General features: G+C 68.9%; 15 protein-coding genes and 1 pseudogene. 7 read left to right on the top strand and 9 right to left on the bottom strand.

Annotated features, from left to right (window positions below; translation table 11 throughout):
• Window positions 1–32 precede the first annotated feature (32 nt).
• The 3 genes from ACRDSK_RS00080 to ACRDSK_RS00070 form a co-directional block, all read right to left on the bottom strand.
• Window positions 33–482: a hypothetical protein gene (locus ACRDSK_RS00080; RefSeq protein ID WP_431437721.1), complete on the bottom strand. Its 450-nt coding sequence runs from the start codon at window positions 480–482 to the stop codon at window positions 33–35.
• 161 nt (window positions 483–643) lie between these two features.
• The gene (locus ACRDSK_RS00075; RefSeq protein WP_431437720.1) at window positions 644–766 is read right to left on the bottom strand and encodes a hypothetical protein; all 123 of its coding nucleotides are present in this window, start codon (window positions 764–766) and stop codon (window positions 644–646) included.
• Between the two features lie 103 nt (window positions 767–869).
• The gene (locus tag ACRDSK_RS00070; RefSeq protein WP_431437719.1) at window positions 870–1,331 is read right to left on the bottom strand and encodes an FCD domain-containing protein; all 462 of its coding nucleotides are present in this window, start codon (window positions 1,329–1,331) and stop codon (window positions 870–872) included.
• 279 nt (window positions 1,332–1,610) lie between these two features.
• Between ACRDSK_RS00070 and ACRDSK_RS00065 the strand changes: the two genes are divergently transcribed.
• The gene (locus ACRDSK_RS00065; RefSeq protein ID WP_431437718.1) at window positions 1,611–2,426 is read left to right on the top strand and encodes a helix-turn-helix transcriptional regulator; all 816 of its coding nucleotides are present in this window, start codon (window positions 1,611–1,613) and stop codon (window positions 2,424–2,426) included.
• Between the two features lie 103 nt (window positions 2,427–2,529).
• Complete coding sequence (locus ACRDSK_RS00060; RefSeq protein ID WP_431437716.1) at window positions 2,530–3,900, top strand: alpha/beta fold hydrolase; 1,371 nt, start codon at window positions 2,530–2,532, stop codon at window positions 3,898–3,900.
• Between the two features lie 613 nt (window positions 3,901–4,513).
• Here ACRDSK_RS00060 and ACRDSK_RS00055 read toward each other — a convergent pair.
• Window positions 4,514–5,065 (bottom strand): hypothetical protein, encoded by a 552-nt coding sequence (locus ACRDSK_RS00055; RefSeq protein WP_431437715.1) that lies wholly within the window; start codon window positions 5,063–5,065, stop codon window positions 4,514–4,516.
• Window positions 5,053–5,229, bottom strand: coding sequence for a hypothetical protein (locus tag ACRDSK_RS00050; protein ID WP_431437714.1), 177 nt, complete (start codon window positions 5,227–5,229; stop codon window positions 5,053–5,055). Before ACRDSK_RS00050 ends, ACRDSK_RS00055 begins: the two co-directional genes overlap by 13 nt.
• A gap of 74 nt (window positions 5,230–5,303) precedes the next feature.
• Here ACRDSK_RS00050 and ACRDSK_RS00045 point away from each other — a divergent pair, with 74 nt between their 5' ends.
• A complete protein-coding gene (locus ACRDSK_RS00045; protein WP_431437713.1) occupies window positions 5,304–5,660 on the top strand; it encodes an ArsR/SmtB family transcription factor in 357 nt (118 codons plus the stop codon).
• Window positions 5,657–6,316 (top strand): SRPBCC domain-containing protein, encoded by a 660-nt coding sequence (locus tag ACRDSK_RS00040; RefSeq protein ID WP_431437712.1) that lies wholly within the window; start codon window positions 5,657–5,659, stop codon window positions 6,314–6,316. The genes ACRDSK_RS00045 and ACRDSK_RS00040 overlap by 4 nt, the downstream gene beginning before the upstream one ends.
• Before the next feature lie 778 nt (window positions 6,317–7,094).
• On the opposite strand, the gene ACRDSK_RS00035 is transcribed toward ACRDSK_RS00040, so the two are convergent.
• Together ACRDSK_RS00035 and ACRDSK_RS00030 are read right to left on the bottom strand one after the other, a co-directional pair.
• Window positions 7,095–7,286 carry a hypothetical protein gene (locus tag ACRDSK_RS00035; RefSeq protein WP_431437711.1) on the bottom strand — a complete coding sequence of 64 codons (192 nt, stop codon included), beginning with the start codon at window positions 7,284–7,286 and terminating at the stop codon, window positions 7,095–7,097.
• Window positions 7,287–7,376: 90 nt separating this feature from the next.
• Window positions 7,377–9,122: a substrate-binding and VWA domain-containing protein gene (locus tag ACRDSK_RS00030; RefSeq protein WP_431437710.1), complete on the bottom strand. Its 1,746-nt coding sequence runs from the start codon at window positions 9,120–9,122 to the stop codon at window positions 7,377–7,379.
• 195 nt (window positions 9,123–9,317) lie between these two features.
• On the opposite strand from ACRDSK_RS00030, the gene ACRDSK_RS00025 reads away from it, so the two are divergent.
• Window positions 9,318–10,217, top strand: a complete 900-nt coding sequence (locus ACRDSK_RS00025; protein ID WP_431437708.1) for a proteasome assembly chaperone family protein — start codon at window positions 9,318–9,320, stop codon at window positions 10,215–10,217.
• Window positions 10,218–10,558: 341 nt separating this feature from the next.
• Here ACRDSK_RS00025 and ACRDSK_RS00020 read toward each other — a convergent pair whose 3' ends face one another.
• A complete protein-coding gene (locus ACRDSK_RS00020; RefSeq protein ID WP_431437707.1) occupies window positions 10,559–13,741 on the bottom strand; it encodes a family 78 glycoside hydrolase catalytic domain in 3,183 nt (1,060 codons plus the stop codon).
• A gap of 301 nt (window positions 13,742–14,042) precedes the next feature.
• Here ACRDSK_RS00020 and ACRDSK_RS00015 point away from each other — a divergent pair, with 301 nt between their 5' ends.
• A complete protein-coding gene (locus ACRDSK_RS00015) occupies window positions 14,043–15,068 on the top strand; it encodes a LacI family DNA-binding transcriptional regulator (protein ID WP_431437706.1) in 1,026 nt (341 codons plus the stop codon).
• 304 nt (window positions 15,069–15,372) lie between these two features.
• Here ACRDSK_RS00015 and ACRDSK_RS00010 read toward each other — a convergent pair.
• Window positions 15,373–15,588: pseudogene (locus ACRDSK_RS00010) on the bottom strand (transposase); the annotation flags it as partial.
• A 184-nt stretch (window positions 15,589–15,772) separates the two neighbouring features.
• On the opposite strand from ACRDSK_RS00010, the gene ACRDSK_RS00005 reads away from it, so the two are divergent.
• Window positions 15,773–16,570: molybdopterin oxidoreductase family protein (locus tag ACRDSK_RS00005; protein WP_431437705.1), on the top strand; the 798-nt coding region annotated here is incomplete at its 3' end.

Genomic DNA, 16,570 nt, shown 5'->3' with positions numbered 1-16,570 from the left:
GGTCCTCGGGGCATCCGGGTCGTGCACTCATGTCAGACGGAAACCCATCCGCTGCAGCCGTTTGCGTTGCACGCTTGAATCTTTGGCCGCGCGGCCGCCCAGGTGAAGTACTCGTCGAAGGACGGCCTTGCCGTTGCCTGCCAGACGGCCTGGCCGTGCCTCGACACCCACAGCACCTGCGCAAAGCTCGCGCCGTGAACCGTTCCCCAGATGTTCCACATCGGCAAGCGGTTCCCGTACAGGTCGGTCCCCTCACCGTAGAGCCAGCAGAACGTCACGTGCGCACCCCCGGGGCTCGTCACGTCCCGACAGGCCTGAACCCCGAGATCGCCTCGCTCCGACGGCACCGACTTGGCAGAAGACGCGGTCGGTGCTCTCTCAGGCGACGCGGCCGGCGACGCGGTCGCCGAGCCGGTGAGGGCTACCACGGCGACCACGAGCAAGCCCAGTACCGTGACTACCGATTTGCGTTGACGCAACACGAAATCACTCCCTCTGTGAGCTGACTGTCGGTCAGTCATGCCTCCCGATCGTGGCCAGCGACAGACCAGACACGCCAACACTCTGGAGGTGATCTGGAGGTAGCCGGATGGAGGTTCCCGGTCAGAGGATCACCCGTCCGGACTTTCGACCGATGGCCGAATCAACAACGCACACCCCGGCCGGCGATGATGTTCTCCGCGACATCACGTTGCCAACATTGGGACGAGGCCGGGTCCTGGTAGTCCTTGGTCGACGTCCGGCCGTAGAACGCGAACCGCAACACCTGCCGCTCCTCGACCCCCGCGAGCCGCCGCCGTGTGCTTCTTCGGCCGGGCTGGTGTCCCAGATCGTCAGCGAGTCTCGATGTTCACTGTCCAGCTGACCTGTCATTCGACCGCCTCCAGCTTTCGGACCGCGCAGTCGAGACGACGCACCCGCCCAGCCATGACGTGATCGGGCGACCGTCGAACACGGCCGAGCCCGGCAGGTGATGCACGACTCCTTCGCCAGGCCCATGACGACCGTGTCGCGCTACCGCGAGTATGGGCATCCGACCATTCCGCGATGTGCTCGCATGTGGACCAGGCGGGCGATACCGGGACAACAGCGCGGAAGACCTCGTCCGGATGGCGCATCCACAAGCGACGGCTCAGGTCGGCCCGCACGAACGCGAGCTCGTCCTCAGGCAGCCGCGGCGCGTGCTCGGCCATGTCCGCGTAGACGGCCTCCAGAGTCGCGTGCTGGACGGCGCTGGCGGGCTCGGCAGCCAGCGACGCCGCACCCGGCTCGACCATCAGGCGCAGCTCGAGCAGGTCGGTCAGGAACTCGGTGGTGGCAGGCCTGGCCATGCCAGTCGATGACCTCGCGGTCCATCAGGTTCCACAGGCCAAAGCCACTCGGCGCGTGGCGGTGTTCGGGCGTGGCCGGTGTGGGGCAGGATGCTCCTGTTTGGTGCGCGTGTCTTCGCCAGAGCGTTCCCGGCTGGTGCCAGCGCGGCACGGTGCGCTGGTTTGCTGTCGCGAGCAATCGGGCATCATGGGTTGGGCGCATCCTGCGATCAGGCACCCACGGCACGGTAGGGCGGCATGGGTGAACCGAACTTTGGTGGGCGGCGGGGCTGTCGGCTGGTGGTCGAGGCGGACGGGTTCGCGGTGTGCGAGCAGCAATGTGACGAGCACCGCGCGTGCTGGGTCGGTCCCGGTCACCGGCCTGGTTACGCGCTGAACCTGCCGCGCACTGGCGGGTTCGAAGTCCGTGTCGATGGCCGGGAGCACTTTCTCGATCCGACGGTGGCGAGCTTCGAATGGCCGGGCCAGGAGCTCTATGTCGCCCATCCGCTCGGTCCGTGCGCTGTGGCGACCTTGATCAGCGTGCCGGAGGATGTCGGTGCCGGTGAGCTGGCCAACCGGGTAGCCGGCGCGGTGCCGCGGACCGGACGGTTCGAACTGTGGCACTGGGCGCTGGTGGCGGCGTGCCGGCGGGGTGTCGATGCGTTCGAAGTGGCCGAGCGGGCGTGGGCGCTGCTGGACCTGTTGCCCAGCCAACGAGAACAACCCGTGGTGCACGGTATCCGGCCGGGGACCGAGCTCGCCCACCGACGGCTCGTGTCTGCGGCCCGGGAGGTCCTGGCAACCGGGAACTACTCACTCTCCCTTGGTGCGGTGGCTGGCCACGTCGGCTGCTCAGCCGCGCATCTGAGCCGGGTGTTTCGGCGGACCACGGGCCGTAGCATGACCAGCTACCGCAACGAGCTGCGGGTGCGGGCCGTGCTCCGTGATCTCACCGACGGTGCGACATCGCTGCGTACCCTCGCCGCCACCTACGGCTTTGCTGACCAGGCGCACCTGAGCCGGGTGGCCAAGAAGTCACTGGGCATGGCGCCCAGCCGTGCCCGCACGATGCTGTCCGCGCCGTCGGCGAAGGGCCAGTCGGCGGAGGGCTAACTGAACAAGAACCTTCAAGGCCTTCGCCACACGGGTGTGTGAGGGTGGTGCGGTGCGCAGACCGGTTGGCAGACCTGCACGAACCGCATCCCGGGTGTCACTGATGAGCGTCCTGGTCGCGGTGTTGACCGCCACGCTGTGCGCTCCGTTCGGCACCGACACCGACGCCGACGCCGCGCCCGCCCGGGATCGGCCTCCAGCGCTGGTCGACCTGCGGCCCTGCGCCGATCTCGAGCGCACAACCTGCGGCTATCTCGAGGTGCCGCTCGACCGCGGCGGCTCGGTGCCCGACCAGCTGCGGCTGAAGGTGGCCATGGCCGACAACGCAGACGCGCCGCGCGGCGTGCTGCTGCTGCTCGCTGGTGGACCCGGCCAGCCCGGAGTGCCGTTCTTCGAGCGACTCCGGCAGGCGCTGGCCGGCGCGCTGACCGACTACCGGCTGGTCATGATCGACCAGCGGGGTACCGGGGAGAGCGCGCTACGTTGTCCACAACTGCAGCAGCAGGTGGGCAGCTCGGACGTGCGGGTTGCCTCCCCCGAGGCAGTGCGCGAGTGCGCGAATGGCCTCGGCGATCGGCGGAACTTCTATACCACCGCGGAGACCGTTGCCGACCTGGAAGATCTGCGGGTGGCGCTGGGTGTGCGCTCCTGGACACTGGACGGCGTCTCCTACGGCACCTTCACCGCCGCACACTATGGGCTTACCCATCCGCACCGGGTTCGCAGGCTTGTCCTCGATTCCGTTGTGCTGCAAGACAACGGCGACCCCCTCTACGTCGCCGCACTGGGCGCGTCCGGCCGGGTGCTGCGCACCGCGTGCCGCGAACAAGGCTGCCCGTCCGACCCGGCCCGCGACCTCGCCGAGGCGCTACGTCGCACCGGGCGCACCATCGACATGCTCGACACACTGATCATTTTCAGCATCATCGACCCCGCCCTGACCGACCCACAGTTCGCGCTGCTCGACCGTATGCGCGCTGCCGCTGCCGGCGACCTCGACCCGATCAACGAGTTGCTCGACTGGTTCAGTGGGCCGGACACCACACCACCCGAACTGTTCAGCGCCGGCCTGCATCTGGCCACGCTGTGCGCCGACATACCAGGCATGCCGTGGGGCGACTCGTCGGCCCCGCTCGCCGGACGGGACCAGGCCATACAGCGGGCGATCGCGCGCGTGCCAACCCGTGCCGCCTGGCCGTTTCCCAAACAGGTGGCCGGGCAACAGGGCATCGTCGCCAACTGCCGGCACTGGCCACCATCCCGACCTACACCACCCGCCCGGTTCGACCGACTGACCATGCCTGCCCTGCTGCTCAGCGGCGATCGAGATCTGTCCACTCCGGTCGAGTGGGCCCGGGAGCAGGAGGCCAGAATGAGCAACGGGAAACTCGTCGTGGTACGCGGCGGCGGGCATTCGCTCCAGAGCCGGTCGACCGAAGGCGCTCACGAAGCCGTGCGATTCCTCCTTTCCTGACCACATCATGACCGACAAGACTGCCAACGACGAGATCGCGACGAAACCGCGCAGGGGTCGGGCGGATCGCGACGAGCGACAGCCCGGCAGCGCATTTGCGATCGAGCGCGAGACGCGTTCGACGTAGCCGGGTCTCCCTCGCCGTGTCGGGCAGCGGATGCGGCACGAACGGCCCTTTGAGAAGGGTGTCCGGCAACGGCCTGGTGGTGGTTGTTGCCGCGGCGGACTTCGCCTCAATTTGCGTGATCCGCTGCTCGGCTCGCAACCACGGGATAACCTGCGCCAATTTCGTGCCCTCAGCAGGTTCATATGAAACCAACCCGCTCGTCGGAATTCGGTCGGAAGATTCCTCACCCGGCGGCGAGGAAGCCAACCAGGTTCGTCGCGGTCGCGAGGCCGACCACCCGGCACCAGCACGACGTCGGAGGCCTCCCGGGCCAAGATTTTCACGATCTCGGACGGGGCCACAACCTACATGTGGCCGGCGGCGGCCTTGCCCAGCTCGACCAGCTTTGCCTTGGTGTCACCCTCGTGACACCGGCGGAAACACCGGTGAGAAGTCCGGTTCGTGTTCGCCCGGCGGTGGGGGCCGCGGCGGGGAGCGTCCTGCTTGTCAGTCGCCGGCCGGCCCGGCGTGGTCGGCCGTCTCGAGGGCGGACAGGGCGTGCAGCACGGCGGCGGTCACCTCGGCGTCGTAGAGGTGGCCCAGGGCGTCGCGGTACCGGCGGGCGGCGCCGGCCCGGCCGCCGCGGACAGGTTGCCGAGCAGGGCGAGGGCCAGCCCGATCGCCGGGCGGGTACTCCATCGCGCGTGCGATCTCGAGTGCCTCGCCGGCCAGCGCCGCCGCGTCGTCGGGCCGGTGTGCAGCGATCGCGACGCCGGCCAGGACGGCGAGCGAGTGGGCGAGGCTCCGGCGCTCGCCGTGCGCCCGGAAGATCGCGGCGGCCTGCTCGCCGGCCTCCCGCGCCTCCGGGAGGCGGTCCCCGGCGAGGTCGAGGTCGGCGAGGCTGATCAGGGTGACCGCCGCGCCGGTCTCGTCGCCGAGCTCCCGTTTGATCCGCAGGCTCTGCGCGTACCGGTCCCGGGCGGTGGTGTACGCGGTGTGCGCCTGGGGGTAGTAGCCGGCGAGCTTGTGCGCGTTGCCGACGAGGGTCAGCGCGCGCACCGGCCGGCGTGCCCGGGCAGCTCCGCGAAGCGTGCCGCCGCCCGGTCGCCCAGCTCGACGGCCGCCTGGTGGTCGCCGTTCTCGTTCGCGGCGATGCCGGCGCCCAGCAGCGCGTAGGCCCGCGCGGCCGGTCCGGCGCGCCCCGGCGATCGCGGCTCGGGCACTCCGTTGCACAACTCGACGTACCATCGAACAAAAGCGTTGACTTATATAAGTAGACGCCGGTACAGTCTCGCCGGTGCACGCGTTCGACGTTCTCGGCGATCCCGTGCGCTGGCGTGTTCTGGAACTGCTGGCCGACGGTGAGCAGACCTCCGGAGCGGTCACAGACGTCATTCGGGCCGAGTTCGGCATCTCGCAGCCCGCTGTCTCCCAGCATCTGCGCGTGCTGCGCGACAGCGGGTTCGCGTCGGTCCGGGCCGAGGGCACCCGCCGGTTCTACACGGTCGAGCCCGCGCCGCTGCGCGAGATCGACGCGTGGCTGGACCGGTTTCGCCGGTTTTGGGAACAACGCCTCGACATCTTGGACACCGAGCTGGCCCGTGGCAGGCGTGCACGCCAGGACCGATCCACCAATCGAGAGGACATGACATGAAGGACGTACTGGACGAGCTGGCCGCCGTGCACCGGGTGATGGGCAAGGGCAGCGTGCCCGCCGGGGAGGCGTACACGGTGGAGCTCCGGCGCCAGTACGACGCGGAGATCGAGGACGTCTGGGACGCCATCACCAGCGCCGAGCGGCTGCCCCGCTGGTTGAAGCCGGTCACCGGGGATCTCCGGCTGGGCGGGAAGTACGAGCTGGAGGGCATGGGGCACGGCGAGATCCTCCGGTGCGAGCCGCCGCGGCTGCTGAAGGTGTCCTGGCTCTACGGCCCGGACGCCGACGCCTGGGAAGGCACGAGCGAGGTCGAGGTGCGCCTGACCCCCGGCCCGACCGGCGACACCGAGTTCGAGCTGATCCACGCGGTCGTCGACCCGCACTACTTCCCGACGTACGGCCCCGGCGCCGGGGGCGTCGGCTGGGACCTGGGCCTACTCGCCCTGGCCCGGCTCCTGGCCGGCGCCGAGATCGAGAACATGGCCGAGGACGACAAATCGCCCGAGGGGCGCGAGTTCATCCGGCGCAGCGCCGCGGCGTGGGGCGAGGCTCATCTCGCCGCCGGTGGCGACCCGGAGCAGGTCACGGCCGCGGTAGAGGCCACGACGAAGTACTACGTACCGGACTCGACGGACCGAGGCGACGTTCCGTGAATCCCCGTAGCGACGGACAGGAGGCCGAGAGCGCGGCACCGCCACGACGATCACTGGGCGAGTCCACAATGGTCGCCGCAGTGCCGGCCGTCCGGCCTGCGCTCGGGCTGACGCTGCCTACGACGCCCATGGCCTTGCATCGCTCCTCGGACACCACTGTTGGTGAGATCGCACGCTTCGCGTGATCTCACCATTGCCTGTAGACCGCTTTTCTTGTGTGCGGGTCTTGGTCGTGTGCTGGGGGCGTATCTGGGGTATCAGGTGATTCCGGCGGTGATGAGTTGTTGCCAGATGGTGGTTTGCCAGCGGAGAAATCCGACGATGCAACCGCGAACCGCTGTCACGCCGTCCAGCCGACATGCGATTCGTGTGTCGACTGTTCGGCGTCGCAGCGTTGAGCGCCGGGGGCTGTTCGTAGGTGCCGCCCCCCACCCGGACACACCTGGTCAACCCTCCCACCGCCGCGACCACGCCGGGCACAGCCCACACACGACCAGCAGCCAGCGACACGCTCTCCGGCCTCGGAACCACCGCCGCGATCGCCCTCATAGCGACGCTCGTCGTTCGGCGACACCGCCGCGCGGGGTCCGGGTAGCCTCTGCCGCCGGCCTGCCGATGCCGTGCAGCCGAGGGTGCACGCCGAGGCAACGCAAGGGCGCGTCCTCGAACGCGACTGTCCACACGAGATGTCGGGCAGTCAGCGCTCGCCTGTCGGCCGGAACCCGGCCAGCAACGCCAGCGCTTGATCGACGTGGACGGCCCGATCGTGCCGCGTGTGCTAGTCGGTGGCGGCGGGGAGGACGTCGGCGAAGTCCGGGATCTCCTGTGCCTCGACGGCTGCGTTGAGGTAGTCCTGCCGTGCGAGGTCGTTCCCCGCGCGGGCGGCGATCGGGACGAGGTCGGTTGGGATGCCGAGCTCGAGTTGGATGGGGAGTTGCTGGGCCAATGAACGGCTCAACCTGCTCGACACGGCCGAGCACGGTCGTCCCTCCCGCTGCGAGCCCGAATGTGGGGCGCTGCGGAGTCTCCCTGCTGGTCTGGCCCCCGGTCCGTCGCCGGGTCAGCCGCCGCCGGTTGTGTCGGGTTGGCAGGTGGGGGGTTGGCAGAGCATGAGCGAGAGCGCTGAGTAGAACACATCACCGATCTTGCTGGGGTCCGGCGCGACGAAGGCCTGCCCGCCGGTGACCTTGGTGAGGGCGGTCAGTTCGGCGGCGTTGACGTCGGGGCCGATACCGATGCCGATGAGCTTCAACGGGCGGCGAGGGTTCTGCAGTTTGCGGAGCTCATCGAGCAGTTGGGCGCGGGTGATGTCGCTGTCGTTGTCGTCCTGCCCGTCGGTCATCACGACCACGGTGTTCATCCGCCCGGCTTCCCAGTCCTGGGTGCTGTCGCGGTAGGCGGCCAGTATCGCGTCGTAGAGCGCGGTGTTGGCCGCTTCGGCCCGCACCGCACGCAACTTCTCCACCACACCAGTGGCGAGGTGCTCGCCCAGTGGTAGCACCGGCAGCAGTTCTCGATAGTCCCGGTCGCCGTCGAGGTGTGTGGAGTAGAGCCACAGGCCCATTTTGGTGTTGGGGCCGAACAATCCGATGCCGGCGACCGCCGCCTCGATGGTGGCCTGCATCCGGGTCTTCCCGGTGCCCGGGACCTGCTCGTTCATCGATCCCGACACGTCCAGTAGCACCTGGAGCCGACCGGTCAGGTTGATCGCCGCCCAAGTGTTGAGCACCCCTTCCACGTCCTGCGCCTTCGGGATCGGCGCCGAGGTGATCGAGTCGGCGATGGTGCGGCGGTCCCGGGGCTCGTCGCGCAGCGCCTTGCCGTCCGGGGAGCGGAACCCGGCGTCGCCGAGGGCCTTCGTGGTGTCGCGGTCGAGGAGCCGGTCGAGGAACTTCTCCGCGGCCTCACGCTCATCGTTGGGGGTCTCGGGTAGCACCACGTAGGGGTAGTCCAGCGCGGGCACTACTGACTCGACCTGCGGGTCGGGATAGACCGCGACCAGCGGTGAGCCTTTTGGGCGCTCGTTGTGCCGCAGCACGTCGTGCTCGGATGTGGGGAACGCCGCCAGGGGCTTGTCCGAGCGCGCCGCGCCCGGTAGCCGGGCGACCAGCTCCGACCGCTTGGCCACTGTGTTCGCCGACAGCGCGCGCAGGGCCACAGTGCTGGCCGACTTCGGAGCCGTCTTGACCAGCTCCTGGAGCCCGAACAGCGTCGCGGCACCGACCGGATCCCGGACCGGGTCCGGGAAACCGACGGTGAGCGCCCCCTTGTCCGAGGCGGAGCCCGGCCCGATCACCTGCTCCCAGGCCAGCGACTTGTCCGGCCAACCCAGCTCAGACGCCTCGGATTCGGCGACCGCGAGAACCGCCGGCGAGCTCGCGATCGACGTCCCGGTCACCGCAGTGTTCCACCCGCCCGCCTCCTGCCCGCGCCGCAACGACAGCGTGGACTCCGGAACCCACACATCCGGCCGCTCAGTGCCATCGGAGACCGCGACTGACTCCGCCACCTCGGCCGACTCACGACTGGACACCCGAACCTGGTAGCAGCCCTCGCCACCCTCTTCGGACACCCGCCGACCGACCTGGGTCACAACCGGGGCGATGTCCGGTGCCGCGGTCACAGTGACGACGGTCCTCGAATCGCACCCGGCGGTGTTGAGCTGGTCTCGAAGGATGTCGAAGATGAACCAGGCGACCAGCACGACCACCAGCAGCATGCTGAACAGCACCACCGAAGATCGCCCGCGCCGCCGCTCGGTCGGGTAGTGCCGCCCCTTTGATTCGGTCGGGTAGTGCCGCCCCACTGTTGCTGCCTCCGATCGCTCGAAGCACCGAGTGCTTCACCAAGGAGCCATTGAAGACCCGACACCGCACGTGGCAGTAGAGCCGTCGGTCGGTCTTCGCACCGGCGTGCCACGGTCAGCTCCACCACCGGGAATGCTCGGTGGTCGTCCAGCGTTGTTGGCCGGTGTGGAGACGCATCGCATGGGAGGTTTGAGGTGGGATTGGTTCCGGAGAGGCTGTTCGAGGTCGACTCCGACGTCCCTGATCTGAGCGGAGCGGTGTTGTTGCACCACTTCGACGGTTTCATGGATGCCGGTTCCGCCGGTTCGACGCTGGTCACCCACCTGCTGGAGACCACCGAGCACCGGATAGTCGCTCGGTTCGACATCGACGACCTGCTCGACTACCGAGCGCGCCGCCCCACGATGACCTTTGCCACCGACCGCTGGGAAGCCTACGACACGCCCGAGCTGGTGGTTCACCTCCTACACGACACCGACGGCACACCGTTCCTCCTGATGACCGGACCAGAGCCGGACCGACGATGGGAAGCCGTCGTCGCGGCCGTGCGCGCTCTGGTCGAACGGTGGGGCGTGCGGCTCACCGCCGGCTTCCACGGCATCCCGATGGGCGTCCCACACACTCGCAAACTCTCGGTGATCTCCCACGCCACCAGGCCCGAGCTGGTCACCGAGAAGTCACCGTTCAACCGGGTGCAAGTCCCGGGCCACCTGTCCGCGCTGCTGGAGCTGCGCCTCGGCGAGGCCGGCCACGACGCCATGGGCTTCGCCGCCTGCGTCCCGCACTACCTCGCCCAGGCGACCTACCCCACCGCCGCACTCGCGCTGCTCGAGGCACTGACGACATCGACAGGACTGGTGATCCCGGCAGCCAGCCTGCACAAGTCCGCGAAGAGGACCGATGCCGAGATCAACCGCCAAGTAGCCGAATCGACAGAAGCCACCCAACTGGTCGAAGAGCTCGAACGACAGCACGACGCTGTCACCGACACATCCGAGAATCTGCTGGTGTCGGAAGGCGAGCCACTACCGAGCGCGGACGAACTAGGAGCCGAACTCGAGCGCTTCCTCGCCAAACAACAGCCCGACCACTAACCAACGGCCAGCTGCTCGCGACCCGCCCGACCCTGACGTCTGCCCAGTACCCGCGGCGCGCTTGACTGGCCGGAACTTTGGTAGTTGATCATGTGTGGGTGCAGGTGATCTCGGCGTCGCGGTCGGAGTGGATCGCTCCGACTACCGGTCTTGTGACCCGCGGCCTGGACCCGACAGGGACCGGCCGCGCCCGATGGACGATGCGGTGGAAGCCAGTGATCAACTCCTTCGCCATCACCTTCGGTGACCGCTGGCCGGCCGCCGAGACCTACTAACCGAACCGCCGGAAACACCGATCATGGGATGGACCCCGTCCGCAGGCGGCAGGGCCGCCGTCATCCCTACGTGGCGACGAAGGTGAACTGTCCGGAGGGGACGGCGTAGACGGCGTACAGGCCGTCCACCCGCTCGAAGGTCGCCCGTGGGGGTGCGGTGACGTGACTGCCGCCCGCGGGGACCCACACCTGCGCGGTGGTGTTGGCGGGAATGGTCACCTTCAGCGTGAACTCGTGGTCGTGGCTGGTCCACGAACTCCGGGCGGTCCCCTGCGGCGTGTCGTAGCTGCTGCGGACATACCGCAGGTCGCCGACGGGCTTGGGTTGGACGACCAGTGCGCGGTATGCGTTGGTGGCGGGGCGAATTCCGCCGAGACTGGTCTGGAACCATTCGTCGATTTGGGCGAGGATCATGTGGTTCTTGGAGTCGCCTCGGGTCCAGCGTTCGCCGATCGTGGTCATGCCGCCCGGGTTGGCCGGGGTGGACTCCATGAAGTAGCCGTAGCTCGGTTGGTCGTTCTCCTGAACGAGGGCCCAAAGGACGTCGTCGCGGTTGCCCGCGGCCAGGGCCCGGACGATGGGCCCCATTCCGATGGTGCCGCCGCTGAAGTGTGGGCCGTCTCCGTTCGGGTGGTAGGCGTTGACCAGCTCGACCAAGGCGTTCAGGACGGCGTCGCGGTGGTCGTCGGGGACGAGGCCGGCGTCGAGTGCGAGTGCCTGTGCGGTCTGGGTGGCGCCCTCCGGGCCGCCGTTGCCGTTCGTGGTGTAGCGGTCGAACGTGTCGTTGAAGAACTCGTCGTTGAACGACTGCTTGATGGCTGCGGCGAGGTTCCGATACGCCGTGGCGTCCGCGGGGTGCCCGGTCAGGTCCGCCATCCGGCTCATCTCGCGGATCATGACGTAGTACCCCCACGTCCCGGTGATCCGGCCGGACGTCTGGTCTGCTGCGACCCAGTCCGCAAGGGCGGCGTCGACGATGTTCCCGGTGACCTTCTCGCGCCGGATGTAGTCGATGTAGTCCACCATCCGGTCGTAGTACGTCGACATCGTCTGGGTGTCGCCGTACAGCTGGTAGAGCTGCCACGGCACGAGGACGATCCCGCTGCCCCAGTTGATCTCGTCGCCGAAGCGGCCGGTGTAGCCCCAGTCGTACACCGGGGTCTTCAGTGCCACGTTGCCGAACATCGGGGTGTCGGCAATGGACTGTCCCTCGACGAGGTGGTGCGCGGTGGTCCGTAGGTACGCGTCGAGGTCGTAGTTGCGGTGGATCGCTCCCATCGGCATCGTGTAGTCGGCCGGGTAGGAGAGCTTCTCGCGGCCGGGGCAGTCGGTGAACACCGACATCATGTTGCTGGCGAAGGAGTAGCGCGCCATCGTGTGGATGCGATCGATGCGTGGGTTCGAGCTGTCGAACGCCCCCGCTGCCGGGGTGTCGGCCTGGAGCCGGACTCCGGTGATGAGGTCCCGAGGCGGGGTGTATCCCTCGGGCAGGCCGGTGACCTGAACCCATTGCATGCCGAAGTAGTTGAACGTCGGGTGCCAGAACTCACCGTTCGGCGCCCCGTAGGCGGTGTAGGTGTTGAACAGGTCAACGCCGCGGGAACCGCCGCCGCCCATGAGGGAGGCCTGGTTCACCGTGCCGTCGGGGTTGAGCGACTCGGCCGGCGCCATTCTGATCGTGGTGCCGGCAGGCACCTGGTCGAGCTTGAGCCGTGGCCAGCCGGTGATGTTCTGGCCGAGGTCGAACACCCACGTACCCGGTATCGGGTTGGTCATGGAGAGGGGCCTCAGCTCCTCCTGTGCCCGAACCGGCTCCGCGGCCCTGGCCACGAGCCTGGTGGCGAGGTTGGGTGGCGGGGCGATGCCCGCATCGTCCCAGTCCATTGTGGAACCGTCACGTCGCTGGGCGGTCGGGCCGAGGTCCGAGCCGGGTTTGTTCCATCCCGGTTGTTCACGCCGGGCGTCGTAGTCGGCTCCGGAGTACCAGGCGTCGGTGACCAGCGGTCCGAGAGCGGTTCGCCAGGACCGGTCGGTGGTGATGACGTCGCGGGTGCCATCGGTGTAGCGGATCTCGGCGCGGCCGATGAACCGCGGGGTCACCGCCGCGCCGGCGGAGGGATCGCTGGCCGCGATGTTGTTGCCGGAGCCGGTGACCTTCGCACCGGCCGCGTGCGGGCCCGACAGCCCCGGGGTGAAGGTAACCGTGTTGGCGGGTACATCGATCGCGGTGATCACCCGGGACTCCAGACGGTCACCGCCACCACCGGTGTCGACGTTGATGCTGCCGCCGATGTGGTAGCCGGTCACGGTGTCGAGGGTGGCGGCGGTCGCGCCGGCGGCAGTGTCGGCCGCCAGCGTGCCGTTCCCCTTGAGCTGACTCTGCCACCACGAGTACGGCGCGGTGCGTCCGATGGCGGGGTTCGTCACGCTGCGCCGCACGTACGCGGTGCCGTTGCCGAGCTCGACACCGATCGTGTTGCCGCCGCTGCGCACCACGCGCGTGAGGTCGTAGGTGCGGTACTCGCTGGAGAGCTGGTAATTCGAGTTCCCGGGTGCCAGGACCTCGTCGGTCAGCTCTGTGCCGTTGATCGTGGCGTGGTGCAGTCCGACGCCGGACAGGTAGAGGCGGGCGTCAGCCACTCGCTTGCCACGCGGGACGGCGAACTGGCGGGCGAAGATGGGCAGCGGCTGGTTCTCGGCCCGGTCCGGGTAGTCGATCCACCGGGCGTCGCCCCAGTCGCTTTGCTCGAGCAGTCCGACCGACCACGTGGCCGGGCTGGACCAGCGGGATGGTTGGGAGTGCGCATCCCACACCCGCACCCGCCAGGCGACCATGGCCCGCGATCCGAGCCGCGAGCCGAAGGTCACCTGCTGCTCGGCGCCGTGGATGCGGCCTGTGTCCCAGATCAGGTGGCCGGTCGCCAGCTCGCGCGCCGTCCGCGCCGCCTCCACCTCGTAGCCCGTTTGCCGGTCGGCCGGGCATGCCATGCGGACGCCTGGCCGGTAGCACGGGTGTGACCTGGCCTGCTTCGTCTCGGCCAGCTGCCAGCTCAGTGTCGGTTGTGGGTCGCCGAGGCCTTGCGGCGAGTCCTCGCGACCGTCCACGCGCAGTTGGACGACGGCCACGTCACCAGTGCGGCCGTGCGAGGCGGGAGCGGCCTGGGCGTCGACCGCCGAGATGGGCACGGCCACGGCGAGGACGAGGCTCGCACCGGCCAGGGCACGAAGGAAACGCTTGGTGGGCAGCATCGGTACTCCTGCCTTCCGTGGCCGGCGATCAGGCGCCGGCTCGGTACTCGGCGTCCATCGCGGCGAGCACCTTGTCGGGAGTGGACTGTCCGCTGAAGATCTCCTGGATGCAGGTCAGCATCGTTTGCTGGACCTGAAACGTTTCACTTCGAGGACGGCTTAGAGTGCGGGCTCGTTGAGATGGGAGGAGTGGGTAACGTTTTACACCGTGTTGTACGACTCTAGGAGCCGATTCGGCGCAGCGTCAAGATGATGCGCCGTAGACTGCGGAAAACGTTCCCCGCGCGTTGGAGGACCGAAGGTGCAGCCAGCGTCTCGGCGGATCACGATTATCGACGTCGCCAGGCAAGCCCAGGTCTCCACGACTGCCGTGTCCAAGGTGCTGCGAAACGCGTATGGGACCAGCCCCACCATGCAAGCGAAGGTGCGGAAGGCGATCGCCGAACTTGGCTACCGGCCGCGCGCTGCGGCCAGGGGAATGCGCGGGCAGACCTACACCATCGGCGTGATGCTGCCCGACATCCGCAACCCCTTCTTTCCCGAGATCCTCGACGGGCTGACCGAATCGCTGCGCGACACCGACTACCAAGTCCTGCTGGGACCGGGCTGCAACGGCGAGGACGCGGAGGCCCGGGTCACCGAGGCGATGATCGATCGCGGCATGGACGCCATGGCCCTGATCGCCCCGATCTCACCAGCGGCTCGCCTCGAGCACATCGCCGGCCTCGTGCCGACCGTCGTGATCGGCCGCCACGGTCGCTCCCCCGTCTACGACACGGTGACCGACGACGACACCGCGGGCGCCACACTCGTCGTCAACCACCTCGCCGATCTCGGACACCGCCGGATCGCCCACATCGAACACCACGAGACCAACCCGACCCGCCTCGCGGAGATGCCCAACGCCATCCGCGCCGCGGGCTACCGGGAGGCGATGCGGGCCCGCGGCCTCGAGATCGACATTGTGTCCACCACCTACACCCAGGAAGGCGGCTACCTCGGCGCACGGCAGCTGCTGGACCGTCCCGACCGACCCACGGCCGTCTTCGCGGGTGCGGACGTGGTCGCCATGGGCGTGCTCGAGGCCCTCGCCGAGGCCGGCGTCTCCGTTCCGCACGACATCTCGGTGGCCGGATACGACAACACCGCCTTCGCCGCCCTCGGCCCCATCTCGCTGACCAGCGTCGACCAGGCCGGCCACCAGATCGGCGCCAACGCCGCGCGACTGCTCCTGGACCGCATCACCGACCGGCGACGACCATCCGCACAGATCAAGCTCTCTCCCACCCTGGTAGCGCGCCGCACCACCACCCCACCACGGCCGTGAGTGCCCGCCCGGCACAGGCAGACCTCGCAACACTCGGAGACCGCAAACGCGGCCGAGAAACCTCCAGGCCAGCACGAGCCCGGACCCATCCCGGCGAGCAATGACAACGGGCCTACCGTCTCCCCCGCCCAGGTACGCACGGGCGACAACCTGCATCTCGAGGGCGCTGTCATTCTCCGCAAGGCGTGCCGCGACGACCTCCGGCGCGCTCGCTACGCGCACGCCCAACGACGTCCGCGCGGCGATAGCCTCCCGAACCCCAGCGGCACGATCATTCATTCCGATCACGGCACCCAAGCTGGATTCAATCGGTTGTCGCAACACCGGATTGTTGGATTGATCGTAGGTGTTCGACGAATGCTTCGGTGGGTGTCTTCCAGCCGAGTGTCTTGCGGGGCCTGCTGTTCAGTGCCGCGGCGACGGCCTCGATCTCGTCGATGTCCCATCGGGACAGGTCGGTGCCCTTAGGGAAGTATTGGCGCAGCAGGCCGTTCGTGCCGCGTTGCCAGGGGCTGCCCGGTGGCGGCCCGTGCGCAGCAGCTCGGTGCCGCCAGCCACGTCCCCGCCAGCTGCCGCCCCACCAGGCTCATCGACCGCCCTTCCCGCGTGTCTCACCGCCGGTCCCGCATCGCTGCGCAGGCAATGTCGCGCGCCGGAAACATAGCCGCATCACGCGGTAACACACGCTCCATACGGTCGGGCGCATGCCGGTGGACACCCATTGCCCGTACTGCGCGCTGCAGTGCGCGATGCGACTCGACACGCGGTCCGACCAGGCCCGGGTCGCGCCGCGGGAGTTCCCGACCAGCCGCGGCAGGCTTTGCCAGAAGGGCTGGACCGCCGCCACGCTGCTCGACTCGCCGGGCCGGCTGACGACCCCGCTGGTCCGCACGGACGGGGAGCTGCGCGAGGCGACCTGGGACGACGCGCTCGATCTGATCGCCGCCCGCGTCGCCGAGCTACGGGTCGGCCACGGCCCCGACGCCGTCGCGGTGTTCGGCGGTGGCGGGCTGACCAACGAGAAGGCCTACCTCCTCGGCAAGTTCGCCCGGGTGGCGCTGCGCACCTCGCGGATCGACTACAACGGCCGGTTCTGCATGTCCTCGGCCGCGGCGGCGGGCAACCGAGCGTTCGGCCTGGACCGGGGCCTGCCGTTCCCGGTGTCTGACCTTGCCGGCGCGGACGTCGTGCTGCTGGCCGGCGCGAACCCGGCCGAGACCATGCCGCCGTTGATGCAGCACCTCGCGGACGCCGAGTTGGTCGTCGTGGACCCGCGCCGCTCGGCCACCGCCGAAGCCGCCGCGTTGCATCTCCAACCCGCGCCCGGGACGGACCTCGCACTGGCGCTGGGGATCCTGCACGCGGTCGTCGCCGACGGCCACCTCGACCACGACTACCTCGATCGGCGGACCGCCGGGTTCGCCGCCGCCTGGCGGGTCGCGGCCGGTTGGTGGCCGGAGCGGGTCGAGCGCGTCACCGGCGTCGCCGCGGCCGACCAGCGC

Source organism: Actinophytocola sp. (assembly GCF_050699915.1).
Taxonomy (GTDB): Bacteria; Actinomycetota; Actinomycetes; order Mycobacteriales; family Pseudonocardiaceae; genus Actinophytocola.
The sequence above is the reverse complement of the archived record's forward strand: the minus strand, read 5'-3'. Positions and strand labels throughout refer to the sequence as shown.